The 24,854-nt window shown below is 70.6% G+C and carries 22 protein-coding genes and 1 tRNA gene; 7 read left to right on the top strand and 16 right to left on the bottom strand.

What is annotated here, in order from left to right; translation table 11 throughout:
* Positions 1-24: 24 nt before the first annotated feature.
* The gene (locus ABZS64_RS16050; protein ID WP_355829259.1) at positions 25-933 is read right to left on the bottom strand and encodes an NADP-dependent oxidoreductase; all 909 of its coding nucleotides are present in this window, start codon (positions 931-933) and stop codon (positions 25-27) included.
* Between the two features lie 145 nt (positions 934-1,078).
* On the opposite strand from ABZS64_RS16050, the gene ABZS64_RS16045 reads away from it, so the two are divergent.
* A complete protein-coding gene (locus tag ABZS64_RS16045; protein ID WP_355829021.1) occupies positions 1,079-2,356 on the top strand; it encodes a LuxR C-terminal-related transcriptional regulator in 1,278 nt (425 codons plus the stop codon).
* 48 nt (positions 2,357-2,404) lie between these two features.
* The gene (locus ABZS64_RS16040; RefSeq protein ID WP_355829018.1) at positions 2,405-4,087 is read left to right on the top strand and encodes a bifunctional 3'-5' exonuclease/DNA polymerase; all 1,683 of its coding nucleotides are present in this window, start codon (positions 2,405-2,407) and stop codon (positions 4,085-4,087) included.
* A gap of 15 nt (positions 4,088-4,102) precedes the next feature.
* On the opposite strand, the gene ABZS64_RS16035 is transcribed toward ABZS64_RS16040, so the two are convergent.
* From ABZS64_RS16035 to ABZS64_RS16025, 3 genes are all read right to left on the bottom strand, one after another.
* Positions 4,103-5,293, bottom strand: coding sequence for a hypothetical protein (locus ABZS64_RS16035; RefSeq protein ID WP_355829015.1), 1,191 nt, complete (start codon positions 5,291-5,293; stop codon positions 4,103-4,105).
* Positions 5,294-5,334: 41 nt separating this feature from the next.
* Positions 5,335-5,844 carry a SigE family RNA polymerase sigma factor gene (locus tag ABZS64_RS16030; protein WP_355829012.1) on the bottom strand — a complete coding sequence of 170 codons (510 nt, stop codon included), beginning with the start codon at positions 5,842-5,844 and terminating at the stop codon, positions 5,335-5,337.
* A gap of 61 nt (positions 5,845-5,905) precedes the next feature.
* Entirely contained in the window at positions 5,906-8,800 is a 2,895-nt protein-coding gene (locus tag ABZS64_RS16025; RefSeq protein WP_355829009.1) for a BTAD domain-containing putative transcriptional regulator, read from the bottom strand.
* Positions 8,801-9,084: 284 nt separating this feature from the next.
* Between ABZS64_RS16025 and ABZS64_RS16020 the strand changes: the two genes are divergently transcribed.
* On the top strand, positions 9,085-9,867 hold the full coding sequence (locus ABZS64_RS16020) for a hypothetical protein (protein WP_355829006.1): 783 nt from the start codon (positions 9,085-9,087) through the stop codon (positions 9,865-9,867).
* A 133-nt stretch (positions 9,868-10,000) separates the two neighbouring features.
* The gene (locus tag ABZS64_RS16015) at positions 10,001-10,876 is read left to right on the top strand and encodes a sigma-70 family RNA polymerase sigma factor (protein ID WP_355829003.1); all 876 of its coding nucleotides are present in this window, start codon (positions 10,001-10,003) and stop codon (positions 10,874-10,876) included.
* Between the two features lie 114 nt (positions 10,877-10,990).
* Here ABZS64_RS16015 and ABZS64_RS16010 read toward each other — a convergent pair whose 3' ends face one another.
* The gene (locus ABZS64_RS16010) at positions 10,991-11,335 is read right to left on the bottom strand and encodes a VOC family protein (protein WP_355829000.1); all 345 of its coding nucleotides are present in this window, start codon (positions 11,333-11,335) and stop codon (positions 10,991-10,993) included.
* Between the two features lie 181 nt (positions 11,336-11,516).
* On the opposite strand from ABZS64_RS16010, the gene ABZS64_RS16005 reads away from it, so the two are divergent.
* On the top strand, positions 11,517-12,530 hold the full coding sequence (locus ABZS64_RS16005; protein ID WP_355828997.1) for a DUF3800 domain-containing protein: 1,014 nt from the start codon (positions 11,517-11,519) through the stop codon (positions 12,528-12,530).
* 179 nt (positions 12,531-12,709) lie between these two features.
* Here ABZS64_RS16005 and ABZS64_RS16000 read toward each other — a convergent pair whose 3' ends face one another.
* The 3 genes from ABZS64_RS16000 to ABZS64_RS15990 are packed head-to-tail and all read right to left on the bottom strand — an operon-like array spanning position 12,710 to position 15,706.
* Positions 12,710-12,874 carry a hypothetical protein gene (locus ABZS64_RS16000; RefSeq protein ID WP_355828994.1) on the bottom strand — a complete coding sequence of 55 codons (165 nt, stop codon included), beginning with the start codon at positions 12,872-12,874 and terminating at the stop codon, positions 12,710-12,712.
* Positions 12,871-14,256, bottom strand: a complete 1,386-nt coding sequence (locus ABZS64_RS15995; protein ID WP_355828991.1) for an amidase — start codon at positions 14,254-14,256, stop codon at positions 12,871-12,873. Before ABZS64_RS15995 ends, ABZS64_RS16000 begins: the two co-directional genes overlap by 4 nt.
* 13 nt (positions 14,257-14,269) lie before the next feature.
* Positions 14,270-15,706, bottom strand: a complete 1,437-nt coding sequence (locus ABZS64_RS15990; RefSeq protein ID WP_355828989.1) for an MFS transporter — start codon at positions 15,704-15,706, stop codon at positions 14,270-14,272.
* 79 nt (positions 15,707-15,785) lie between these two features.
* Here ABZS64_RS15990 and ABZS64_RS15985 point away from each other — a divergent pair, with 79 nt between their 5' ends.
* Positions 15,786-16,271 (top strand): MarR family transcriptional regulator, encoded by a 486-nt coding sequence (locus tag ABZS64_RS15985; protein ID WP_355828986.1) that lies wholly within the window; start codon positions 15,786-15,788, stop codon positions 16,269-16,271.
* A gap of 51 nt (positions 16,272-16,322) precedes the next feature.
* Here ABZS64_RS15985 and ABZS64_RS15980 read toward each other — a convergent pair whose 3' ends face one another.
* Genes ABZS64_RS15980 through ABZS64_RS15960 form a run of 5 tightly spaced genes read right to left on the bottom strand, consistent with a single transcriptional unit; the run spans position 16,323 to position 20,788 of the window.
* Positions 16,323-17,369, bottom strand: coding sequence for a TauD/TfdA family dioxygenase (locus ABZS64_RS15980; RefSeq protein ID WP_355828984.1), 1,047 nt, complete (start codon positions 17,367-17,369; stop codon positions 16,323-16,325).
* Between the two features lie 23 nt (positions 17,370-17,392).
* Positions 17,393-18,364: a ThiF family adenylyltransferase gene (locus ABZS64_RS15975; RefSeq protein WP_355828981.1), complete on the bottom strand. Its 972-nt coding sequence runs from the start codon at positions 18,362-18,364 to the stop codon at positions 17,393-17,395.
* A complete protein-coding gene (locus ABZS64_RS15970; RefSeq protein ID WP_355828978.1) occupies positions 18,361-19,233 on the bottom strand; it encodes a hypothetical protein in 873 nt (290 codons plus the stop codon). Before ABZS64_RS15970 ends, ABZS64_RS15975 begins: the two co-directional genes overlap by 4 nt.
* Positions 19,230-20,432, bottom strand: coding sequence for an acyl-CoA dehydrogenase family protein (locus ABZS64_RS15965; RefSeq protein WP_355829256.1), 1,203 nt, complete (start codon positions 20,430-20,432; stop codon positions 19,230-19,232). The genes ABZS64_RS15970 and ABZS64_RS15965 overlap by 4 nt, the downstream gene beginning before the upstream one ends.
* Positions 20,433-20,467: 35 nt before the next feature.
* Entirely contained in the window at positions 20,468-20,788 is a 321-nt protein-coding gene (locus tag ABZS64_RS15960; protein ID WP_355828975.1) for a hypothetical protein, read from the bottom strand.
* A 168-nt stretch (positions 20,789-20,956) separates the two neighbouring features.
* Between ABZS64_RS15960 and ABZS64_RS15955 the strand changes: the two genes are divergently transcribed.
* Positions 20,957-21,265: a helix-turn-helix domain-containing protein gene (locus ABZS64_RS15955; protein ID WP_355828972.1), complete on the top strand. Its 309-nt coding sequence runs from the start codon at positions 20,957-20,959 to the stop codon at positions 21,263-21,265.
* A gap of 371 nt (positions 21,266-21,636) precedes the next feature.
* Here ABZS64_RS15955 and ABZS64_RS15950 read toward each other — a convergent pair.
* The 3 genes from ABZS64_RS15950 to ABZS64_RS15940 form a co-directional block, all read right to left on the bottom strand.
* Positions 21,637-21,710 (bottom strand) — tRNA-Thr (locus ABZS64_RS15950).
* A gap of 249 nt (positions 21,711-21,959) precedes the next feature.
* Entirely contained in the window at positions 21,960-23,501 is a 1,542-nt protein-coding gene (locus tag ABZS64_RS15945; RefSeq protein WP_355828969.1) for an alpha/beta hydrolase, read from the bottom strand.
* Between the two features lie 76 nt (positions 23,502-23,577).
* On the bottom strand, positions 23,578-24,783 hold the full coding sequence (locus ABZS64_RS15940) for a DNA polymerase III subunit delta' (RefSeq protein WP_355828966.1): 1,206 nt from the start codon (positions 24,781-24,783) through the stop codon (positions 23,578-23,580).
* Positions 24,784-24,854 lie beyond the last annotated feature (71 nt).

Raw genomic sequence — 24,854 nt, 5'->3', positions numbered from 1 at the left:
AACGTGGTCGATCCTAGATCGTCCTCAGGGAATGATCACCAGCTTTCCCCGCACATGGCCCGTCTCGCTCAGGGCGTGGGCCTTGGCCGCTTCCCCCAGCGGGAAGGCCTCCACGACGGGGATCCGGATCCTGCCGTCCGCTGCCAGCCGGACATGCCCGGCCAGGGCGGTCTCCGGGCGTTCCGTGCCGCCCGCCGAGAAGCGGACCCCGTGCGCCGCAGCGCCCGGGTCAGCGATGGTGATGATCCGGTCCGTCGTGCCGCCGCGCAGTTCGACCGAGGCGGGCAGCGCGTCCTTGCCCGCCGCGTCGAACACCGCGTCCACACCCTGGGGAGCGGCCGTGCGCACACGCTCGACCAGGCCTTCGCCGTACGCCACCGGCGTCGCGCCCAGCTCCCGCAGATAGTCGTGGCCGGACGGGGATGCCGTGCCGATGACCGTCACGCCCGCCGCCACCGCGATCTGGACGGCCGCCGAGCCGACCGAGCCCGTGGCGCCGTGCAGCAGCAGCGTCTCGCCGCTGTGCACGCCGAGCAGGTCGAGCACCCGCTGGGCGGTCTCGGTCGCGACGGGCAGCGCCGCGGCCTCCGCCCAGTCGAGGCCGGCGGGCTTGGGCACGAAGGACTCTGCCAGGGCGTACTCGGCGTACGCGCCGGTGGTCGTCCACCCCACGATCTCGTCGCCTGCCTGGGCGCCCGTGACGCCCTCGCCGACCTCGTCGACGACTCCGGCGAACTCCAGCCCGGGGGTCCGGGGGAACGTGGTCGGGTACTGCTGCTCCATCCAGCCGTAACGGATCTTGTAGTCCAGCGGGTTGACGCCCGCCGCCTTGATCCTCACCCGCACCTGGCCGGGGCCGGGCCGCGGCACATCGGCCTGTACGAGGCGCAGTACTTCGGGTCCGCCGAACTCTTCGAAGACGATCGCTTCCATCTCTGACATGACTGGCTCCTGCCGTCGGGATCAACTGGGCTCAACCTTCGGTCTCCGACAGGCCAGGACCGGCCAGTCTTTCGGACGGTTCGACCTGGCCGAAGGGACAGCCGTGTTCGGTGCCCGCGGCCGTACGCTGGCCGTCATGGAATTGACCGGATCCGTGCCCGCCGCGTCCGCCCTGGCCGCCGCCTACGAGGTGATCCGGCAGCCGCTCGGCGGGATCCTGCCGCGGCTGTCCGCGACCCTGAACGGGCTCGTCCCGCATCTGGCCGCGACGGAGCTGTCCACGCACTGCGCGCACTCCCCCTTCAAGACGTACGGCGAGCAGACCCTGACCGGGCGGATCACCGCGGCCGAGCTCCATCCGCTGGTCGCCTCCGTACCCGCCGGGCAGCCCTGGCAGGGCACGGCCACGATCGGCGGGGCCGAGCACCTAGTGCTCGCGGTGGCCAGCGACGCCACGCCGCGCGGGTCTCTGCTGGTGCTGGTACGCGGTGAGAACGGCACCCCCCTGAGTCCCGTCCCCGCGTCGGACACCGCCGTCGTCCAGGCCATGTGGGACCTGGTCACCAGCCACTTCGACCGCCTCGCCACCGAGGCCGTGCCGGGCACGCTGGCCCAGTCGCGGGCGGCGGCCGGGGAGCGGGCCCGGGTGATCGCCGAGCTGACCGAGACCCATGCGACCGCGCTGTCGGGGCTGCTCGGTGTGCTGCGCAGCCGGGGTCTCGACGACACGGCGGCGCGCACCGCGGCCGTCGAGCTGGCGGTCGACGCGCTGGTCGAGCTGCGGGCCGAGACCGAACGCGACCAGGCCGTCGCCGAGGAGCCCGCCGGACAGGCCTTCGCCCGGCTCGCGGACTCACTGCGGCCGATGCTGCGCTACAGCCCGGTCCGCCTGGAGCTGGGCGCACCCGATTCGGCGCGTCCGCTGGCCGCCGATGTGGCGCACGCGGCGCGCGCCGTCGTACGGGCCGTCCTGCTGACCGTGCTCGACCAGGACGGTGTGAGCCGGGTCCATGTCGGCTGGCATCTCACCGACGGCGAACTGCGCGCGACGGTACGGGACGACGGCCCCGGCGAGATCACCAGCTGCACGCTCGGCCCGCACCGGGTCGGCGAACGCCTCGATGTGCTGGGCGGGCGGCTCGACGTGGACGCCGTGCCCGGCTGGGGCACCACGGTGACGGCGACGATCCCGCTGGGGGCGCCGCAGGCCGCGTCCGCGGATCCGCTCGGCTCACTGGGGGCCCGGGAGCTGGAGGTGCTGACGCATCTGGCCCGCGGGCACCGCAACCGGATGATCGCGCAGGAGCTGCACATCAGCGAGTCGACGGTGAAGTTCCATGTCGCGAACATCCTGACCAAGCTGGGTGTGGCGTCCCGGGGCGAGGCGTCGGCGCTGTTCCACGCGGTGGCGTAGGAGGACGGCTCCGGTCCGTTGTCAGACTCGGCTGCGACACTCGGTCCCATGAGCGAACGATGGGCTCTGGCGGCGGAGGGCGACGGGGCGCGGCTCGTCCCCCTCGGCGCCGACGGCATGCCCGCCGGGCCCGTCCAGGAGGAACCCGATCTGGCCGAGGCCGTCCGCTCCCGCCCTGACGTCGGCAGATGGGTCTGGCGCTCCACCGCCGAGATCTACCCCCGCCTGCTGGCGGCCGGGGTCCGCGTCGAGCGGTGTTACGACATCGAGGACGCCGAGCTCCTGCTGCTCGGCCACGAGGGGCGGCTCGGCGAGCCCCGGTCGGCGGCGGCCGCCTGGGCCCGGCTGCGCAACGCTCCCGTACCGCCCGATCCGCCGCAGCGCGCCGCCGAACCGGGCTCGCAGTCCTCGCTGTTCGAGCCGCAGCCCGTGTCCGTACCGCTCGAAGCGCTCCTTGAGGTCTACGCCGACCAGCAGCGAAGACACGAGGCCGCCGAGCACCCGGGGCGGATGCGGCTGCTCACGGCCGCCGAGTCCGCGGGCATGCTGGTGGCCGCGGAGATGAACCGCGCCGGTCTGCCGTGGCGCGCGGACGTCCACCGGGACGTCCTGCACGAGCTGCTGGGCGAGCGGTATGCGGGCGGGGGCGAACCGCGCCGGCTCGCGGAGCTCGCGGACGAGGTGTCCGCGGCCTTCGGGCGTCGGGTGCGCCCGGATCTGCCGGCGGATGTGGTGAAGGCGTTCGCGCAGGCCGGGATCAAGGTGAAGTCGACCCGGCGCTGGGAGCTGAAGGAGATCGACCATCCGGCGGTCGAGCCCTTGATCCAGTACAAGAAGCTGTACCGCATCTGGACGGCCCACGGCTGGGGCTGGCTCCAGGACTGGGTCCGCGAGGGCCGTTTCCGCCCCGAGTATCTGCCTGGCGGCACGGTCTCGGGCCGCTGGACGACCAATGGCGGCGGGGCACTTCAGATCCCCAAGGTGATCCGGCGCGCGGTCGTCGCGGACGAGGGCTGGCGCCTGGTGGTCGCGGACGCCGACCAGATGGAGCCGCGGGTGCTGGCCGCGATCTCCCGCGACCGAGGCCTGATGGACGTCGCGGGTCACGAGGGTGATCTGTACTCCGCGCTGTCCGACCGCGCGTTCTCCGGCGACCGCGACCACGCCAAGGTCGCGCTGCTCGGCGCGATCTACGGCCAGACCTCGGGCGACGGCCTGAAGAACCTGGCCATGCTCAGACGCAGATTCCCGCTGGCGGTGTCGTACGTCGACGAGGCGGCGCGGGCGGGCGAGGAGGGGCGGCTCGTACGCACCTGGCTGGGGCGCACGAGCCCGCGGGCGGCGGGGTCGGGGGACGACGACGAGGCCGGGATCCCGCAGGAGAGCGAGGAACTCCCCTCCTCGGACACGGAGTTCACCCCCGGCTACGCCTCGTCGAACGCACGGGCGCGGGGTCGTTTCACCCGTAACTTCGTGGTGCAGGGCAGCGCGGCGGACTGGGCGCTGCTGATGCTGGCGGCGCTGCGGCAGGCCACCGCGGGCTTGCGCGCGGAGCTGGTCTTCTTCCAGCACGACGAGGTGATCGTGCACTGCCCGGCCGAGGAGGCGGACGAGGTCGCGAAGGCGATCCGCGAGGCCGGTGAGCTGGCCGGGCGGATCGCCTTCGGGGAGACGCCGGTGCGGTTTCCGTTCACGACGGCGGTGGTTCGGTGCTACGCCGACGCGAAGTGACCGCGTCCGGAAGGGTTACCGGGCCGTGAGCCACACGGGGTCAGTGGCGATGGCCTTCAGCTCCTCCATCGTGATCAGGAGCTGTTTGCCGCTCTTGAGCGACTTGGGAGTCGGGGCGTTGTAGGCGGAGACCTGGATCGAGAGACCGTTCGGCCGGAAGGTGTCGACCTGCCAGTGCAGAACGCCCGGATACGCGCCCGGCTTCTTGACGGCCGCCACCTTCATGCCGTCCGGACGGGTCTCCGTCCAGACCGCGTCCTCGGCGGCCATCCGCAGCGCCTCGATGTAGGTGCGGTCTCCGGTGTTCGAGTCGACCACCACGACGTGCCCGTCGGCGCCGGTGGCGCCCTCGGAGTACACGGTGAGGCGCTTGGGCAACAGGGACTTGAGGATGGGCAGTATGTCGCCCGGTTCAGCTCTGGAACCCGGCTTCACAACACCGAACGCGTTCGGCTCACCGGCTGTGGTGAACGAGCCTTCCACGAACAGCGCGAGATGGCGCAACTTGCCAGGGTTCAGCCGCGGGTTGCGGCCCACCGGCGCCTCCCCGTTCTCCCCCTTCACATTGTGGGTGGCCAGCTCGATGAGGTACCCGTTGGTCGCGACCATCGTGACCGCCCACTTCTTGACACCTCCCGCCCGGCCCGCCTCCGTGTACCCCTTCACGGCACGGTTGCCCTGCTGTGTGGTGCACTCCTCGTACGGCGAGCCCTGCTTGGGCGGGCAAGTGATCAGCTTCTTGAGCGACTTGTCCGCCGGGTCCACACGGCGGACCGAGAGCGTCACGGTCGCACCGCCCCAGCCGTCCTCGAAGACGATGGACGCTGTCGCGGCCTTGGCCTGGCTGGAACTGCCGCTGCCCTGCAGTTTCGGGCGGACGATGCCGATCCCCGCGCGTTCCACACCGTTCTGCAGGATGTTCTTCATCGCGTCGGCCGTGACGTTGAAGTGCCCCGAACCGGCCGGGGGCACCGGGTCGGAGGCCCGGTCCGCCGTGCCGTCGTCGAACGCTCCGCCTGCATACAGCGCGCTCGAGGCCACGAGCGCCACGGTCAGCGCACTGCCGACCACCGCGGAGACACGGCGGCGAGCGAGCCTGCGGCGGCCACGGGCCAGGCCGCCGTCCACCAGCGTGCTGCCGCCCGCCGGTCGGAAGGCCTCTCCGGTACGGCGCAGCGCATCGCCCAGTTCGTCTTCAAAGGGCATGATGAACCACCACTTCTGGGTCGATAAGAGGACAGAGAGCCTTAGTGGGCGGCGAACTCGGCAAGACTTCCGCCCAGTTGCTCCCGGAGCTTCGCGAGCGCGCGCGTCGATCTGGTGCGTACGGCGGCAGAGCTGACCTTCATGGCGTCGGCGGTCTCCTCGACGCTGCGGTCCTCCCAGTACCGCAGCACCACCACGGCACGGTCCTTGGGCGCGAGCTGCCCGAGCGCACCGAGCAGCGCGAGGCGCAGCACCGGGTCGTCACCGGATTGCAGAGCACTTTCTGGGACTTCGCCGAGCGGGCGTTCCGTGGCGGACCGCCGCCGCTGATGCGTGAGGAAGGTGCGTACGAGAACGGTCTGGGCGTAGCCCGCGGGGTTGTCTATCCGCGAGATACGGCCCCACAGCGCGTACATCCGGCCGAGGGTCTCCTGGACGAGGTCCTCGGAGAGATGAGTGTCACCACTGGTCAGCAGGCACGCTGAGCGGAAGAGGTGACTGGTGCGCCCGGCCGCGAACTCCCGGAAGTCCTCCGTGCGGGACCGTCTCATGTCTCTCCCGTTCTCGTGCCCGACCTTCACCTCTCTGACGCGATGGCACCGGCGGAATGTTTCACGCGGACACGGACCGCTTTCCCAGCAGCTCCCGCAACTCCCCCAGCGTCGACTCGTACGCCCCGTCGAACGCCTCCAGCGTCGCCACCGCCTGCCGCCACTGCTCGCGCGCCTCGTCCACCCGCCCCTGTGCGTGCAGCAGCAGGCCGCGCTGGTGCCGGGCGAGGCCCACCATGTACGCGTCGGCGCGGGACTCGGCGCGTTCCAGCAGCAGCGCGCATTCGCACGCGGCCTCCTCGGTGCGGCCGAGGCCACGCAGTGCGCGGATGCGGCCGACGCGGGTCTGGGACTGGCCGTGCCAGTGGCCGTCGTCGCCGAGGATGCGCAGGCTCTCGTCGAAGTGCGCTGCCGCCGCGGCCGGTTCGCCGAGGGTGAGATGGGCGTAGCCGATATTGCAGTGCGCGGTCTCCTGGAGCATCTCGCTCGCCAGCCGCACCCCCGCGGCGAGGCTGCGCTCGTGGTACGCGATCGCGGCACGGGCATCGGTGTGCTCGTACAGATTGCCCAAGTGGCTGAGCACGATCGCCTCGGCGTGCGCGTCACTGAGCCTGCGCGCGTATGTGAGGCTCAGCTCCAGTGCCTTCGCTGCCTCTTCGTGGCGGCCGAGGCTCTCCAGCAGCATGCCGCGATTGCCGAGGCTGCGCTGGAGGCGGCGCTCGTTGCCGAGGGCGCGCCAGACGGCGATCGCCTCCTCGTTGAGTGGCAGGGCCCGCTCGGGCCTGCCGGTGAGGAAGTTCATGCCGGCGAGGTCGCTGAGGGCGTGCCCCTCGGCCGCCGGGTCGCCGGAGGCACGCGCGGCGTCCAGGGCCGTCCGGTTGAGGGCGGCCAGCTCGCGCGGCCTGCCCCGGTGCTGGAGGTAGGTGAAGCAGGCCCGGACCAGCAGCAGGACCGTCTTGGAGACGGGCGCGTACCGCACGGACGCGTACCGCTCGGTGAGCGCGACGATATTGGCGAGTTCGAGATCGCCCCAGGCCAGCGCCTTCTCGGCGGTGCCGAAGGGCTCGGCTTCGCCGATCGGCAGGGGAAGCCGGAACTCGGCCTCCGGTCCGCGCGGGAGCAGGGCGACGCCTGTCTGGCGGGCGGCTTCGGCATACCAGCGCAGGACACGTTCGGTGGCCTGGCACCGGGCGGACTCGTCCCGTTCGGCGAGTTCCCGGGCGAAGTCCCGTACGAGGTCGTGCGGTACGAAGCGTCCGTACGAGACCTCCTCCAGGAGGGCCACATCGACGAGCCGGTCCAGGGCGGCGGCGGCGCGGCGCTCGTCGGTGTCCATCAGCCGGGCGACGGCGGGCGCGCCGTACTCGGGCAGGTCCACCGCGCCGAGGCGGCACAGCGCGAGCGCGGCATCCGCGTCGAGCCCGTCGTACGCGACGGCGAGCGAGCCGCGCACGCTCAGGTCGTCGTACTCGAGATGGTCGAGGCGCCCCGCCTCCGCGTCGAGCAGCCCGGCCAGCACGTCGGCGGAGAGCGCGCGCCGTGCGGCGAGGCGGGCCGCGACGACGCGCAGCGCGAGCGGCAGCCGGCCGCAGCGTTCGACGAGCCGCTCCAGGCCCTCGTCGAGGCCGCGTCCCGAGACGGACCGCAGCAGCGTCCCGCTGTCCTCGGCCGTCAGAGGCGCGAGCGGGAAGCGGGCGGCGCCGTCGAGCGCGGTCAGCGGGGAACGGCTGGTGACGACGACCGCGCAGCCGGGCCCGGCGGGCAGCAGCGGCCGCACCTGCGCGGCGGACGCCGCGTCGTCGAGGACGAGGAGGGTCCGGGTGGGCGCGAGGGTGGAGCGCAGCAGGGCCGATGCCGCGTCCATGTCGTCGGGAATCTGCCGCGGGTCGACGCCGAGGTCGCGCAGCATCGCGGCGAGTGCCTGGCCGGGGTCGAGCGGGGTGACGCCCGGGGTGGCGCCGTGCAGGTTGAAGTAGAGCTGCCCGTCGGGGAATTCGTCGCGCAGCGCATGGGCGACATGCACGGCGAGGGCGGACTTGCCGACTCCGGCCATCCCGGAGACGACGGCGGGGCTTGTGGCGTGCTGCGTGAGGGCGGCTCGCAGCTCGGCGACGAGCGTGTCACGGCCGGTGAAGTGGCCGGGAGCGGGCGGCAGTTGGGCGGGCCGCGGCGGCCGCGACTCGGACGCGGCCGCGGATGCACGCAGCACGGGCGCGGCCGCTGGCGTACGGAGCACCTCCTGGTGGGCCTCCTGCACCGCAGGGCCCGGGTCGACGCCCAGCTCCTCCACGAGCGTGCTGCGCAGCGACCGGTAGGCGGCCAGCGCCTCCGCCTGCCGGCCGGTCCGGTGCAGGACCAGCATCAGCTGCCGGTGGAAGGCCTCCCGCAGCGGGAACTCCGCGACCAGCGCTGCCAGTTCGGGACCGAGCCCGTCATGGCGGCCGAGCTCCAGCTCTGCGTCGTAGCGCCACTCCAGCATGAGCAGCTGCGACTCCCGCAGCCGCTGCACGAAGGCGGGCACACCCTCGTCCGGTTCGTAGAGCCCGGCCAGCGGACTGCCGCGCCACAGCGCGAGCCCGGCCCGGGCGGCCCCGGCGACGGTGTCCCAGTCGCCACGGGCGTGCGCGGCGCGGGCGGTGCGCGCCTGCTCCTCGAAGACCTCGGTGTCCAGCTCGCCCGGCTCGACCCGCAGGAGATAGCCGGGCGGCACGGCCCGCAGCCGGCCGTCCTCGGCGAGGAGTCTGCGCAGCCGGGTCACATGGTTGTGGAGGGAGGCGTGGGCGGACGCGGGCGGCTCGTCGGCCCAGAGCGCGGTCTTGAGCTCGTCGACGGGGACGACGCGGTTCGGCCGCAGCAGCAACGCGGCAAGCAGGGCACGGACCTTGGCGCTGCTGAGGGGGCGCGGCCGACCGTCGGCGTCGTGCACGGCCGGGGGGCCGAGCAGCCCGAACCGCATCCACTACCTCCCGCGCGTCCTTGAGCCAACCGCCCGGCCAGTCGTTAATGAGCCAAGCGTTGGCCACATGTTAGCGATCTGTTGGAGGTGGCTGTTTGGATCGATGCATCGGATCCGGCCCCGTTGGTGCTCGGCGTGGAGAGCCACACTCGGGGGAGTGTCGCCGGCGCGGCCGGATCCGCAGCAGGCCACGGCCCTTGGCCGTTCGCTACTCCCCTGGTCGTACGAGGGGTGTCTCCGCCGGGACGACGCGGTCGAACCCCGTCCCGGCGGATGCTTCCCGCATGACCACCGCAGACCTCCGGCACGCCCTCACACCCCGGCGAACGGGCCCGCGCACCGCCGAAACCCTCTGCTACGGGACCGGCGCCGCGCTGGTCGCCGCCGGCCTCTTCCACCTGGTGGTCTTCTTCGTCGACGGCGGTCCCTGGACGGGCCCGGTCTCCTGGCGCAAGCCCTTCACCTTCGGGGTCTCCTTCGGCCTGACGCTGATCGCGATCACCTGGGTGACGTCGTATCTGCGGATCGGCGGCCGCGTCCGCTCCGTACTGCTGGCCCTCTTCGCCGCCGACTGCGTCGTCGAAGTCGCCGGGATCACCGTCCAGGCCTGGCGGGGCGTGCCGTCGCACTTCAACCGCGAGACCCCTTTCGACAGCGCGGTCGCCACGGCACTCGCGGTCGGCGGGGTGCTGCTTGTGGTGATCCTGACGACGTTCGCGATCGCCTCCTTCAGGCACCGCCCCGAGGGCCCGGCGGGCATGGCACTCGCGCTGCGTACGGGCTTCGCCGTGCTGCTCGTCGGCCTGCTGTCGGGCGCGGCGATGATCGCGTACGGAGTCGTGGTGACCCGCGCCGACAGCCAGCAGGCGGCGTATCACTCCACGCATGCCCTGAAGCCGCTGCACGGGGTTTCACTCCACGCGATCCTGGTCCTGCCGGTCCTGGCCCGCGTGCTGGCGTTCACGTCGTGGCCGGGGACGACCCGCGAGAGGGTGGTGCGGGCGGCGTCGGCAGCATACGTCGCGGCGGTGGCCGGTGCGGGAGTGTGGGCGCTCGTCCAGCTGTGACGTATCGGGGCCCATCGTCCCCCTGCTTCACGATTCCTCCCACGCGCGGCTGGGGCCCTGTGCCCATAGTTGTCACATCGGCTCTGTTTCACGGGTCACTCCTGTGACACGTAGCGACAAAGGAATGTGTCCCATGGACGAGAACGAATTTCTGGCGGAGCGCTTCGAGGAGCACCGCCCCCGGCTGCGTGCGGTGGCCTACCGCATGCTCGGCTCGTCCAGCGAAGCCGACGACGCCGTCCAGGAAGCCTGGCTGCGGCTCAGCCGCCCCGAGACCGGCGAGGTGGAGAACCTCGGCGGCTGGCTCACCACGGTCGTCGCGCGGATGTGCCTCAATATGCTGCGCAAGCGCGCGACCAGGCGCGAGGACCCCTGGGACACGCACCGGCCCGACCCGGTTGCGGACCGCGAGCACATCGCCGACCCCGAGCACCAGGCTGTGCTCGCCGACTCTGTCGGCCTGGCGCTGCTCGTCGTACTGGACACCCTGGCGCCCGCCGAACGGCTCGCGTTCGTCCTGCACGACATGTTCGCCGTGCCCTTCGACGAGATCGCCCCCATCGTGGAGCGCACCCCCGCCGCCACCCGCCAGCTCGCCAGCCGCGCGCGCCGCCGGGTCCAGGGCGCGGAGACAGCCCCCGAAACCGATGTCACCCGCCAGCGCGAAGTCGTCGACGCCTTTCTCGCCGCCTCGCGCGGCGGCGACTTCGACGCACTGCTGACACTGCTCGACCCGGATGTCGTCCTGCGCGCCGACAGCGCGGCCGTCCTGTCGGGAGCGGGCGCGGCGCGCGGCGCCCAGGCGGTGGCCGAGACCTTCTCGGGCCGCGCGCAGGCCGCACAGCCGGCGCTCATCAACGGCGGCGCGGGCCTGGTGTGGGCCCCGGGCGGACAGCCCCGGGTGGTCTTCGGCTTCACGATCGCGGCCGACGGAAAGATCATCGCGATCGACATCCTGGCCGACCCTGAGGGCCTGGGCCGGCTGGACCTGGAGGTCCTGAGCGGCTGACGGCCGACGAGGCGGCCCGGTCGGCACGAAACAGGTGCACTGACCGGGCCGCCTGGGGGCCGGTTCCGCGGCTCTGGGCTGCGGGCCCGTTCCGCGGCTCCGGGCCGCGCGCCGTCAGGCCTCCTGGATAAGACCGACGACATTGCCGTCAGCGTCCTTCACCAGGGCGGTCAGCTTGCCGCCGCCGACGTCCTTCACGTCCTGCAGGGTTTCCGCACCCGCGCCGAGGAGAGCCTGCAGCCTGCCGTTGAGGTCGTCGACGTGCCAGTAGGCGACGGGACCCGTCATTCCCAGGCTGTGGCCGTTGGGGTCCAGGCCGACGTCCTGGCCGGCCACGCGGTAGCCGACGTAATAGGGCTCGTCCATCAGCGGCTGCACCCCCAGGAGCTCGGTGAAGCGGGCCTTGGCCTGCTCGATGTCCTTGACGGGGTAGATGATCGTCTTGATGCCTTCGTTCATGACGTGCTCCTCGTGCTTCCTGTGCTTCTTGTGCTCAGTTCGTACGTGCACTGCCATGACACGACGCGGCGGAGGATTGTGACCGCCGGACACACGAGGAAGCCGTCGGAAGGGGTACGAGCCGAACCAGGGGTACGAAAACCTGTGGTGCATGCCGCACGGATCGCCAACACTGGTCAGGGTGGAAGTCTTCTGCGACGAGTCCGGTTCCGACGGGGAGAATCTCATCGGCGGAAACACCGACGTGTTCGCCCATGCCGGCGTGCACCTGCCCCTTGGACCGGCGGCGGATTCCATCCAGGAAATACGGAACAGGATCCGCTCCCCGGCGGAGGAATACAAGGCGAATCATCTGCTCCGGGGCAAACATCGATCGACCCTTGAATGGATGCTGGGCCCGTCGGGGCCGATCCATGGGAATGCCAATGTCCATCTGACCGACAAGGCATTCTTCGTCGTCGGCCGGCTCGTCGACCTCCTCGTCGGGGAGAACGGCCGGCCGGCAGGCGCCATGGCTCTCACCCTCTACCGCGAGGGACCCCTCACGTTCGGGCCCGAACAGTGGCAGGCCTTCCTGTCGTCGTCCAACAACCTGATGCGCACGAAGAACCGCTGGGACGCGAGGACGCCGGTCGAGTCGTTCTTCCAGCTGGTGGACGCCCTGCGACCCGCGACCGCAGGCCACCGAGTCGGCGACATCATGGAATTGCTTCGCGAGGCCCGTCCTCGCGCCGACTCTTTCTGGGCGCAGACCCTGGAAAATCCGGCGATGATTCCGGCGCTGGATCCCCTCATTCCTGCCGTCGTCCGGACGGTCGCTTACTGGGGTGAGGGCGGAGAGCCCATCTCCCTCGTCCACGACGAGCAGAACGCGCTGACGGAAGAGCGCATCGCATGGCTCAAGGAGCATCTCCGGTCGCCACAATGCCGATTGACCAGTGTGAGGCTCGTCGATTCCCGCTCGGATCCGCGCGTACAGCTGGCCGACTTCCTGGCCGGAGTAGCGCGAAAAATAGCCTCCGACGAGCTCAACGGCCGGGGCGACACGGAGCTGACGGCGCTGCTGCGGCCGTATGTGGACGCGTCCTCGATCTGGGGCGACGACCGAAGCTGGTCCCTGCTGGGACCTGCTCGCGCGTCGGCGGCCCCAGACAAGAAGCCCAGGTCAGTGGAGACTGACCTGGGCTTCATCTGAGCCGCCTTCGGGATTCGAACCCGAGACCTACGCATGACGAGGCCACCAGAGATCATGCCGAGCTGTGCCCGGCGGTCCCCCTTGCGCTCCCCTGGCCGCGATTCGTTCTTGCCGTGAGCCGAGGGGAGGCGGCACAAATGCCCGGGAATGCCTCGCCCTCCGGGCATCTGTGCTCGGCCTCAGGCTCTCGGGGTGTCCTGCGGGGCCAGCGCCCCTCGTATCACGTGGGTCACGTCGCACGGGAACTGGGCCAGCGCGACCGAGAGTTGCTCTGCCACGTGGGACGCCGCGGACACCGCCCCGTGGTCCTCCTCCGTCAAGTCGTGCAGCTGGCTGATGCTCATCGTGACTCCTTCGGCGCGGCGGGGCGCTGCTGGTGGTGGTGGGTGACGCGCTGGAACGCGGCGGCGAGGGCGACGACCCGCTCCTCCGCCCAGTGCGGGCCCACTATCGACATGGACAGGGGCAGGCCCTCCCCAGTGAAGCCGATCGGCACGACGGCGACCGGATGCCCGGTAACGCTCCAGGCCGTGGTGTGCATGGAAGCAAGGTATGTGGACGGATCCAGCGGGTGGATCCTGTCCAGGGGCGGCGCGCCGAGGTGGCAGGTCGGCGCGACCAACAGGTCGATCTCGTCGAACATCGCCTCGACCTGCCTGGTGAGCGCGTCGCGCACGCGCTGGGCCCGGAGGTAGGCACGGGAGGAGATCGACTCGCCGGCGGAGAACACCCAGCGGGCTCCTCGCCCATACTCCGCCCAGTGCTCCACAAGTGCGTCGTGGTGCACCTCGTGGGCCTCGGCGAGCATGATCACATTCCCCACCACGTTGAGCATGGGGTACGCGGGGACGGTCACCGAGGAGCGGCTCAGCACGAGGGACTCCAGGTCCTTCAGCGCCTGCTCGAAGACGCCCGGCTGGGCCGGGTCCACGCCACCGTCCGCGTGCTCGGCAAGCATGTCCACGCCGATCCGGAATCCGGACACGTCCGCGTCCAGGGCCGCGACGTAGTCCCCGACCGGGGTGGACGAAGCCCACGGGTCTCGCGGGTCGGGCCCGGCCATGGCCTGGAGCAGCCGGGCGCACAGGTCGGCCGACCCGGCGACGGGCCCGACCGTGTCGAGGGACGACGCCAGCGGGTAGACGCCCGAGGTCGGCACGCGCCCCCGGGTGGCCTTGAGGCCGGTCGTGCCGGTGTACGCGGCGGGGATGCGCAGGCTGCCTGTGGTGTCGGTGGCGATGGCGGCGTCGAAGCAGCCGGTCACCACGCCGCTGCCGGATCCGGCGCTGGAGCCGCCGGCCCAGCGGTCGGGCGACCAGGGGTTGCGGCTGACGGGCCCGGCGCCAGTGCCGTCCTGGATACCGAGGGCGTACTCCAGGGTGGCGGTCTTGCCGACCACGACCGCCCCTGCATCCTTGAGCCGGGTCACCGCAGTGGCCTCAGACTGCCCCTGCGGCCAGTCGGCCAGGGACACGTGGCTGCCGCCCGTGGTGGGGGCCGAGGACTCGAAGACGATGTCCTTCACCCCGAGGGTCACCCCGGTCAGGGGACCCCGGCGAGGATTCTCGCGGTGGGCGCGCAAGGCTTCGTCGTGCAGCGGGGTGACGAAGATCCCCAGTTGCTTGGAGACATCGTCTGCCCTGCTGCGCGAGCGCTCGATGGCCTCCTCGACCGGATCGGATGCGACCGCTCCGGGAGCGGCCGACGGGCTGCTGGTCGTGGTCATGATGAAGGTCCCTTCAGGACTGCTGGGTGGCCGGCTTGGGCGCGCGGGTGAGTCCGCGCAGGAGGAGCGCGACCCCGACGGCGAGGACCGCGCAGACCGCGAGGGCGAGGAAGCCCTGGCCGACACCCGCGGTGGTCGCGTCAGCGGCGGACGAGCCCGCCTCGCTCCGGTCGGTCGCGACGGTCGCAAGGATCGTGCCGATCACTGCGATGCCCAGGGCCGAGCCGGTCTGGTTGAAGGTGTTCAGCAGCCCGGAGCCGACGCCCGACTCCTCCATGCGGACGTGGGAGCTGCCGATGCCGTACAGGGGGGCGAAGCAGCTCGGCAGGCCCGCTCCGATGACGGCGAGCGCGACGATGGTCAGCGCGGTGCTCGACGTCCCGGTGGCGAGCACCCCGGTGCCGATGAGCTGGGCGGTGGCTCCCATCAGATACACACCGCCGGGGCCGAAGGCGCCGACGAGCTTGGGTACGACGAAGGCGACCACCAGCGACGCCAGTCCCATCGGCAGCAGTGCGAGGCCGGCGGCGAAGGCGCTCATGTCGTGGGCGCGCTGGAAGAAGATGCTCGCCAGGTAGGAGCTGCTGATCATCACAGCGGCGGCGAGCAGCAGGCCGATGCTGCTGAGCCAGTACGTCGGGATGCGCAGCAGGTGCAGCGGCAGCAGCGGGTCGGACTTGCCGAGTTCCAGCGCGGTCAGTACGCCGAGGAGAACCACAGACAGTCCGATGCTGGCCCACGCGGTTGTGGTCGTGCCGTCCTGGAATCGGATCAGGCCGAAGGACAGGGAGGCCAGGCCCGCTGTGGCGAGCGCGGCCGTGGGGACGCGCAGGCTGCGGGTTCCGGTGGCGGACAAGGCGGGCAGGGAACGCAGCGCCGCGACGCCGGCGGCCAAGCTGACCGGGATGTTGATGAGGAACGCCCATCGCCAGCTGACCGCCGTCACGATGAGTCCGCCCAGGACGACGCCAATGGTCGCGCCGAGCACGCCCAGTCCGCTCCAGGCCGTCAGTGCGATCTTCCGCTGCTGCGGGATCTGATACACCGCCAGCACGATCGACAGCGCCGACGCGGAGAGCAGTGCCGCGCCCACGCCCTGAATCGCACGCCCGGCGACGAGCATGTTCTGACTACCCGCCAGCCCGCACAGGGCCGACGCGGCCGCGAAGACCACCAGTCCGGTCAGGAAGGACCGGCGCCGTCCCAGCACGTCAGCCACCCGGCCGCCGAAGAGCAGCAGGCTTCCGTACATCAGGACGTACGCGCTGATCGTCCACTGCAGGGCCGATGCGTCCGCCGGGAGCTGCGCACCGATCGACGGCAGCGCGACGTTCACCACCGTCGAGTCCAGCATGACCATCAGCTGGGCCACACCCACCACGGCCATCGGCGTCCAGGACGCCTGAGCCTGCTTCTGTTCTGTCTCCATAGAGGAGATCGCCTCAGTCATCGTTGTCTCCTTTCGGTGAGCAATTTATATTCATGCGAATGTATAGACAAGGCCGGTTCGCCATCCTAGACTGCGAGGCGTGGCGAACACTCCTCTCGGCGACCAGTGGCTGTCCCTGGTACGCATCTGCACGCGCATGAACCAGGCGATCGAGCACACGCTGGCCGACCGGCACGGGCTGTGCGTAGGCGCCTACGAGATCATGGACGTGATGGGGCGCACGGACGGCTGGATCCGCCTCGGTGAGCTCACCGCACGGGCCTCCCGCAGCCAGCCGCAGGTGTCCCGGCTCCTGGCCCAGATGGTCAAAGAGGGATACGCGGACCGCGAGCCGTCACCGGGCGACGGCCGGGGCGCCCAGGTACGGCTCACTCCTGCGGGTCGCAAGGCGTTCCAGAAGGCAGCCGCCGAGGTGGAAGGCGTGCTGGAGAAGCTGGCCGAAGAAAGCACGAACGCGCGCGCCTTGATGTCCCGGCCCCTCCCCGACCTGGATCCCCTGTCCGAACCCGACTCCCCGTCTGACGGAAAATCCCCCGTCGTCAGCGGGGCCGGACGGCGGGGCTGAGAGCATCGTCCTCAGCCCCGCCGGAATCCGGATCACGCCTGCGCGCCAAGGTCAGACGGCCGTGAGCGGCCGTTCCTGCGCAGGAACGCGCTTCTGGGTCACGGGCTTGTGACTGCGGCCCTGTTCAAGCCGGCCGCCGACCGGGCGCAGGTCCGTGACGACGAACGACCGTCGCAGCCAGCGGTCGTCGCCGTCGTAGCGCGGCGTGAAGTCGGTGCGACCGTGCACCGCCCGACGGTTGTCGATGACCACGAGGTCGCCCGGCTGAAGGACCAGCCCCTTGAGCGACAGCAGCATCGCATCTTCGAGCCGGTCCAGGGCCGCTTGCGCCGGCGGTGTCGTCGCGATCGTCGCATTGAAGTCGACACGGAGATCGGGGCATCCGGGCCCGGAGGAGAGCACCGGCATGAGGGGCGTGAGCACCTCTGCCGACTCGTCCTGCACGAACGACGTGCTGAAGCGGATTCTGAACTCGGGGCGGCGCAGCGCCGCCACCGTCTCAGCGTCCAGAGAGGGCAGGACGTCGCCGATCCCGGCCGTGACGGTGGCCGCGACCCCGTCGTGGTCTGCCCTGAGACAGATGAGGCTCAGGAAGTGGGGGGCGGAGGGGTGGAAGCCGTCCTCGGTGTGCAGTTCCAGCAGGACGGAGCCGCTGTTCTCCTGGCGCCGTTCCGCCCCATGCTTTGGGCAGACGTCCTGCACCAGGTCGCCGCCCTTCTCGTCGCTGTACGAGATGGAGCGCCCCAGCACGGACATCACCATGAGCTGGGCGAGCGTCGCCACGGGAATCCGCGTCCACGGCGGCTCGTCCTCCGTCCGGTCGGGCGTCGGCGGCAGCTCGCCGATCGGCAGACCTGTGAGCAGCAGGCAGCCGCTCGGGTTGCCGTTGTCCCGGAACGAGATCAACTCCCGCCGCACGGACGCCGGCAGAGCGGCCGCCGCCAGCTCGACGGCGTGCAGCAGGTCGGTGTCGTGCAGGGAGCACCCTTCGTACGTCCCCGCGACCGCCATCGCCGACTGCGCGATGCGCTCCGAATCGTCATTGGTCAGCGCGATGCCCCCGAGCCGGGCATCGGCGTAGGTGAACTCCTTGCTCATGTAACGTTTCTCTCCTGTGCCATTCACGACGTACGAAGTGAGAAGCGGCGGCCGGCCCGATAGGCCGGGCCGGGGGCGAACCCGTTCCACGCCTGCGCCGGGGGCAGGTACCTCAGGAAGCGGGCCCGCTCCCACTGCCGCGCGAGGTGGTCGACGACCCGGCGCCCGCGCGTCATGGTGACGTGGTGGATGTCGACCGCGACGGTACGGGGCAGGGTGCGCCCGTCGACCAGCACATTGGCCATGTGCGCGACCAGCGCACCGAACTGAGTGGCTGCCTCGACGAGTTGGGGGACGCTGTAGTCCGGAGCACTGAGCCCCCGCCTGAGCTCGCGGTACATCTCGCCGGGGATGTAACCGCGCGGGGCTATGCGGAAGATGACTTCCCAGGTACCGAGCCGGTCCTCGTCACCGGGCATCAACTGCCCGTCGAAGATGCTCCTGACCACCCGGTAGTCGAAGCACTGAGCGGCGAGCATGCCCGCCATGTCCCAGGCCGTCACCAGCGGCTTGCGCTGCCGGCACGCCTCCCGGTGCAGATGAACCTTCGCGGCGAGACCCGAGGCCGTGGTCACGTCGACTCCGTCGACAATGACGTCCGCCTGCGCGACCAGCGCCGCAACGTTCGCGGCGGTGATCCCCTCGGGCACGACCTCCGCCTTGATGTGCGGGTTGATCGCGCGGAGGTTACGGGCACCGACCGACGCCTTGTTCTGGCCGAGATCGTCGACAGTGGCGTTCTGCCTGTTGAGGTTGTTGAGTTCGTACATCCCCACGTCCGCGAGCACGAACTGCCGGTATCCCATGCGGCCGAGCGGCTGTACGGTGGCGCCGCCGATGGAGCCGCAGCCGGCGATCAGCAGGCGGGCGTCGCGGATCTTCCGCTGCAGCGCGGCGGACACGAGCCCCTTGTTGCGCTGCGTCAGAGAGGCGTAGAAGGCCTCCTCGCCGAGCTCCCGCGCCTGTTCTGTGGTGCACACGTCCAGCAGGGTCATGCCCTTGCCTCCATGAACTCGACGAGCCGGGCACGCACCGAACCGTCCTGTCCCGACATGAGCACCTCTTCGAGGTGGGCCAGCGTCGGCTTCAGGGTGTCCGCGTACCGGAGAATGAAGGGGTACGAGCGTTCCTCCTGGCTCCACATAGGGGCGAACAGATCAGCGGGGTCCGGCGGCAGGGACGCGAGATCCAGCCTCTGGGCGGCAAAACCCAGCAGCCGCAGCTGATGGATGGCCCCGTCCGACTTTCCGTCGCCGACGACCGCCCCGTTCTCGTGGGAGAGGACCTCCGCGCAGGCGGCCGCCCAGGCAAGGTAGACCCACCAGGGGACCGAGACCGCGGCCTGCGACCTCGGCATCGCGTAGTCGCGAACCAGGCGCTTGCCCTCCCACACCAGGGATGAGGAAGTCGCGGCTCCCAGGTGGTCGGCCAGCCGGAAGCCGTAGTCCCGCTCAATGACGAACGGCCGGTGGCCGGGGTCGCCGAGCACGGTCTCGCCCAGATCGCGGGCAGCAGCCAGGGTGCCGTAGCCGCGCAGCCGCCCGGTGTCCGCCTCGACGACCAGGGTGTGGAAGTCCCGCAGGGCCACCTCGTCGTACGGCTCGACGCGCAGGCCACGCTCCGCCACGACCGCGGCGTTGGCCCAACCGCGTTGCAGGTACTGCATGAGGCGGAACCGGTAGACCCGATCCAGCAGTTGGGTCGGCAGCTGCGCTCCGCGTAAGGTCAGTACCAGCAGCCCTTCCGGGCTGACTGCCCGGAAGACGGGATTGCCGGTCAACGCCCCTTCCAGGTCCGGCAGTTCCAGACCGTGACGGTCGCGCAGGAGCTCGTCCTTGTACCGGTCGGCGGCCGCTGCCGTCATCGCGTCTCCGACACGTCGAACAGCTCGCCGGTGATGACGAGCGCCAGCGCCTCGGGGGTGCCTTCGTAGATACGGGGGCCGTAGGCGTCACGCAGAACACGGTCCATGCCGTCGCCGCGCTGGAACGCCTGGGCACCGATCAGGGCCATGGCGGCGTCGGCGTTGTCGATGGCGGCGCGGTCCGCGACCAGCTTGGCGACCGCGGGCTCGTACGCGGGCGTCGGGATGACGTTGTCCGCCTTGACGGCGGCGTCGAGGTACAGCGCCCGGGACGCGGAGACACGGGCGGCCATGTCAGCGAGCTTGCGCGCGGACATCTGGTGCTCGTACAGCATCTTGCCGCCCTGCTTGCGCTCGCCGCACCACGCCATGGCGCGCTCCAAGCTGTGCCGGGCTATGCCGGTGGAGACCGACGCGCAGGTCACGCGGGTCACGTTGCCGACCGCGGCATTGAGGTCCCAGCCGCCGTATTCGTCGCCAATGACGTTCTCCACGGGGACCCGGGCGTCGGTGAAGACCAGTTCGCCGGCCGGGGCGGTGCGGTAGCCGACCTTGTCGTGGATCTCGCCGCGGGTGACGCCGTCCTGCTCCAGGTCGACGACGAAGCACGTCAGACCGGTCGAGCCGGGCGAACCGTTGAGGTTCGCCAGGACCGTGGCGTAGGTGGCGACCGGGGCGTTGGTGATGTAACGCTTGGTGCCGTTCAGGAGGTACGTGTCGCCCGAGAGCTTCGCGCTGGTCATGTTCTGCGCAAACGGGGCATGCTGCGGCAGGACGAGGTCCGTGCCGTTCAGCTGCTCAGCCACCGCGTTGCACGCAAGGACCGGCTCGTCGCCCAGGAACGCCGGCAGGTATCGCTCCTGCAGGCGGGCGTTGCCGGAGAGCAGGATCGGTGTCTGGAACAGACCCGTGGCACCGAAGACCAGCGCCATGCCGGGGTCGGCGACGGCCAGCTCTTCGAGGACGAGAGCGACGGCGAGTTGGCTCAGGCCGAGGCCGCCAAGGTCGCGGGGCATCGCCATGCGCAACAGACCGATCTGCTGACCTGCACGAACGGTCTCCCAGTCCACCTGCCCTTTCTCGATACTGTCGCGCTCGGCGGCACCCGGAGCGATCACCTCACGGGCGAACTCCACCACGGACCGCAGGACGGCCGCCTCGTGGCTGTCGAGCAGCGGGTGGTCGGCGGGGGAATGCATAGCAGTCACAGAATCTCCTCGTCAGGGGCGGCAGTTCAGCGTTCGAGCGCGAAGGTCGACAGAGCCTGGCCGAAGGCGAAGGTCTGCATCACGGGACCGTGGGCGGACAGGCGCCGGCCGGTGACGGACCTGAGGAAGCTGCGCCGTCCCGCGGCGATGTCCTGCAGATCAGCCCAGCTGATCCGCAGTACGTGGGTGGGGGTGGCATTGGTCACCTGCCCCTGCGGGTCGAGGGTCACGTCGGCCGTCGGGCCGCTGATGACGAAGCGCACGGTGGCACCCGCGACGCCCCAGGCCGGGGTCGCCTGGGCAGCTGCGCTGAGCGACTCGATGGCTTTCTCGGGTGAGGTCGGCATGGCGTTCCCTTCGCAATGGCGTTCGATGAGCCACCATCCTGAGGGGAACACGCGTGCCACTTCACCGTGATCAAGGAACCTCGCCGCCATATAGTTACTTTCCGGTAACTCAGCAAACCCACGGGGGGACAAGTGAAAGTGGCAGGAGAATGCGCTGCCCGTCAGATCATGGATCGCATAGGCGAACGCTGGACGATGCTCGCGTGCCAGGAGATTGCGGCGGGGGTCACACGTTTCTCGGACCTCAAGACATCCGTGGGAAACGTTTCGGCCAAGGTCCTCTCCGAGACCCTGGTCCGGCTGGAGCGGGACGGACTCGTCGAGCGCCGGGTTCTCGACAGCCGGCCACCTCAGGTGACGTATCTGCTGACGCCGTTAGGTGAGGGCCTTCTCAAGATCGTCCGGGACATCGTCGACTGGTCGGTGGAGTACGCGCCTCTCATTGAGGCCGCCCATCGCTCCTTCGACGGAAGGTGAGTCCGCCTCGGCCTTGAACGCAGGTGCCGGCACGGGGGCGACGACGACGCCGGCCTGACCCGCCGTCCGGTCATCGCCGAGGTAACGGCCCTCGCAGGACCGGGGTCGGCCCTGGCGAGATGGATCATGGTCGCGGAGCGGTGCTGATGGGTCTCGAGGTCGCGTGCTGGGCGGTGTTGGGATATCGCCCAGCCCCGGCTGCGTTCCTCCGACCACCAAGACGCTGTCGACGCAGGCAACCGGCGACCGGTGGCCGCACATGCGCTCCCCTTGCGCTGCCCTTCGCAGGCCAACGCCCCCAAAGCGACCAACCATCAGGCCGGAAATCGCAGAAGCCCAGGTCAGAATGGGTCTGACCTGGGCTTCACCTGAGCCGCCTTCGGGATTCGAACCCGAGACCTACGCATTACGAGTGCGTTGCTCTGGCCAACTGAGCTAAGGCGGCAAGCTGCGGATATACGCGTCCTGACGAAGACACGTTCGCATCAGCAGCGGCGCCAAGTCTACAGGGTTGTTTCAGGTGCCCCGAACCACGTCCGGGCCACCCGGAACGCTCTGTCGACGCGCATGCCTCGCAGCGGATCCCCGCATACTGGCCCAGGTGGGCCATATCCGGCATACTGTTTCTTTTTGCCCCGAAGGGACGCGCTGGTGCCCCGCGGCTTCAAGGCGACCGCGGGCCACTGGCAGCGGCTCAGCGGCAGCGCTTGTCCTCCGGCGGAACCGTGCCTTCCAGCAGGTAGGTGTTGATCGCCGTGTCGATGCAGTCGCTGCCCCGCCCGTACGCCGTGTGGCCGTCGCCCTCGTACGTCAGCAGACTCCCGGAGGACAACTGCCCTGCCAGCCCCTGCGCCCACTTGTAGGGGGTGGCCGGGTCCCGGGTGGTGCCGACGACCACGATCGGGGCCGCGCCCTTCGCCTCGATGCGTTGCGGCGTGCCGGTCGCGGGGGTGGGCCAGTACGCGCAGTTCAGCGAGGCCCAGGCGAAGCCCCTGCCGAAGACGGGCGAGGCCTTCTCGAACTCCGGAAGTGCGGACTCCACCGCCTCGGGGGCGGTGAAGGCGGGCGGCGAATCAAGGCAGTTCACGGCCGCGTTGGCGTACATCAGGTTCGCGTAGGTGCCGTCACCCTCGCGCTCGTAGTAGCTGTCGGCCAGCGTGAGCAGGGAAGCACCGTCCCCGGCCAGGGCGTTGGCGAGGGCCTCACGGAGCTGGGGCCAGGCGGCCTCGTCGTACATCGCGGCGATCACTCCGGTCGTGGCCAGCGACTCACCGAGCTTGCGGCTCTCGCCGGTGTCGACGGGCTTGGCGTCGAGCGCGGAGAAGAAGGCCTTGAGCCGGACCGATGCGTCCGCGGCAGAGGTGGTTCCGAGGGGGCAGTCCTTCCGCTTGACGCAGTCCCCTGCGAAGGACTGGAACGCGGTCTCGAAGCCCGCGGTCTGGTCGCGGTTCATCTCACGGGCCGGCAGCGAGGGGTCCATCGCGCCGTCGAGGACGAGACGGCCGACGCGGTCGGGGAACAGTTCGGCATAGGTCGCGCCGAGGAAGGTGCCGTAGGAAGCCCCGACGTACGACAGCTTCTCGTCGCCCATCACGGCGCGCAGGATGTCCATGTCACGGGCTGCCTCGACGGTCGAGACATGGGGCAGGATGTCGCCGGAACGCCCCTTGCAGCCCGCAGCGAAATTCTTCAGCGACGTGGCGAGGCGAGCCGTCTCGGCGGCGTCGTCGGGCGTCTGGTCGACCTGGGTGTACGCGTCCATCTGCTTGCCGCTGAGGCACTCGACGGGCTCGCTGCGGGCCACACCGCGCGGGTCGACGGCGACCATGTCGTACCGGGCGCGGACCGGGGCGGGGTAGCCGATGCCCGCATACCCCTGGAGATAGTCGACGGCGGATCCGCCGGGGCCACCGGGGTTGACCTGCAGCGTGCCGAGGCGCTTGCCGGGCCCTGAGGCCTTCTTACGGGCGACGGCCAGTTTCACGGACTCGTCGCCCGGCGCGGCGTAGTCCAGCGGGGCCTTCATCGTGGCGCAGTCGAAACCGGGGACACCGCACGGCCGCCACTTCAACTGCTGTTCGTAGTAGGGCTTGAGCGCGGCGGCGGGGGCGGCCCGGCCGGGTGCGGCGGACGCGGACGCACTCGGCGACGAACTCCCGCCCGTACAGCCGGAGATGAGTAGACCGGCCGTGGCCAGCGCGAGGGCGGAGGTGCGGAGCAGGCGCCTGGTGTCCATCCTCGGAGCGTAGTCGCAGGGTGGGGGCCGTGCCTGCCCATGCCCTTACGGGTGAGCCGGTCAACATCTGAGCCGCTCAGCCCGCGCGCAGTGCCACAGCCATCGCCTCGACCGCCAGCAGCGGCGCGACATTGCTGTCCAGGGCCTGACGGCAGGCGACCACCGCCTCTATCCGCCGCAGGGTGCCCTCGGGCGTCGAGGCGCGGGCGATCCGGTCGAGTGAGTCCCTTACATCCACATTGGCGAGCGCGACCTCCGAACCCATCTGGAGGGCGAGCACATCGCGGTAGAAGCCGGTCAGATCGGTGAGCGCGAGATCCAGGCTGTCGCGCTGCGTACGCGTCTTGCGGCGCTTCTGTCTGTCCTCCAGCTCCTTCATCGCCCCCGCGGTCCCCCGCGGCATCCGCCCCCCGGCCGACGCGCCGAGAGCCGCCTTCAGGTCCTCCGTCTCCTTGACGTCGACCTCCTCGGCGACCTGCTTGGCATCCTCGGCTGCGGCGTCGACCAGCTCCTGCGCGGCCTTGAGGCAACCGCCGATGTCCTCGACACGCAACGGCATCTTCAGCACGGTCGCCCGACGGGCCCGGGCCCGCTCGTCCGTCGCCAGGCGGCGGGCCCGGCCGATGTGCCCCTGCGTTGCGCGGGCCGCGGACATGGCGACATCGGGCTCGATCCCGTCCCGCCGGACCAGCACGTCGGCGACGGCGGCTACCGGTGGCGTACGGAGGACGAGATGCCGGCAGCGGGAACGGATCGTCGGCAGCACATCCTCGATGGAGGGCGCACAGAGCAGCCACACGGTGCGGGGGGCGGGCTCCTCGACGGCTTTCAGCAGGACATTGCCCGCGCCCTCCGTGAGGCGGTCGGCGTCCTCCAGGATGATCACCTGCCAGCGCCCGACGGCCGGGGAGAGCTGGGCACGGCGGACGAGCTCGCGGGTGTCCTTGACGCCGATGGAGAGCAGGTCCGTACGAATCACTTGCACGTCGGCGTGCGTACCGACGAGGGTGGTGTGACAGCTGTCGCAGAACCCACAGCCCGGCGCCCCGCCCAGAGCCCGGTCGGGACTGGTGCACTGCAACGCCGCGGCGAACGCCCGAGCGGCGGTGGACCGCCCCGACCCCGGCGGCCCGGTGAACAGCCAGGCATGCGTCATCTTGGACGCGTCCGGCGGCTGCTCCCCGCGAGCCTCGGCGGTGACGCGGGCGTCGGCGTCCCGAGCGGCGGCGGAGAGCTGCGCATGAACGCGCTCCTGACCGACGACGTCGTCCCATACGGTCATGGGCCGTCACCCGCCTTTCTTGATGGGGACTCCATTGTGGGGGAGGGGTCTGACAGTGGGATGCAGGCTGG

Origin of the sequence: Streptomyces sp. NPDC005408, assembly GCF_040606445.1 — a bacterium.
Classification (GTDB): Bacteria; Actinomycetota; Actinomycetes; order Streptomycetales; family Streptomycetaceae; genus Streptomyces.
Note: the sequence above shows the minus strand (reverse complement) of the source record. Positions and strands in the feature narration are given on the sequence as shown.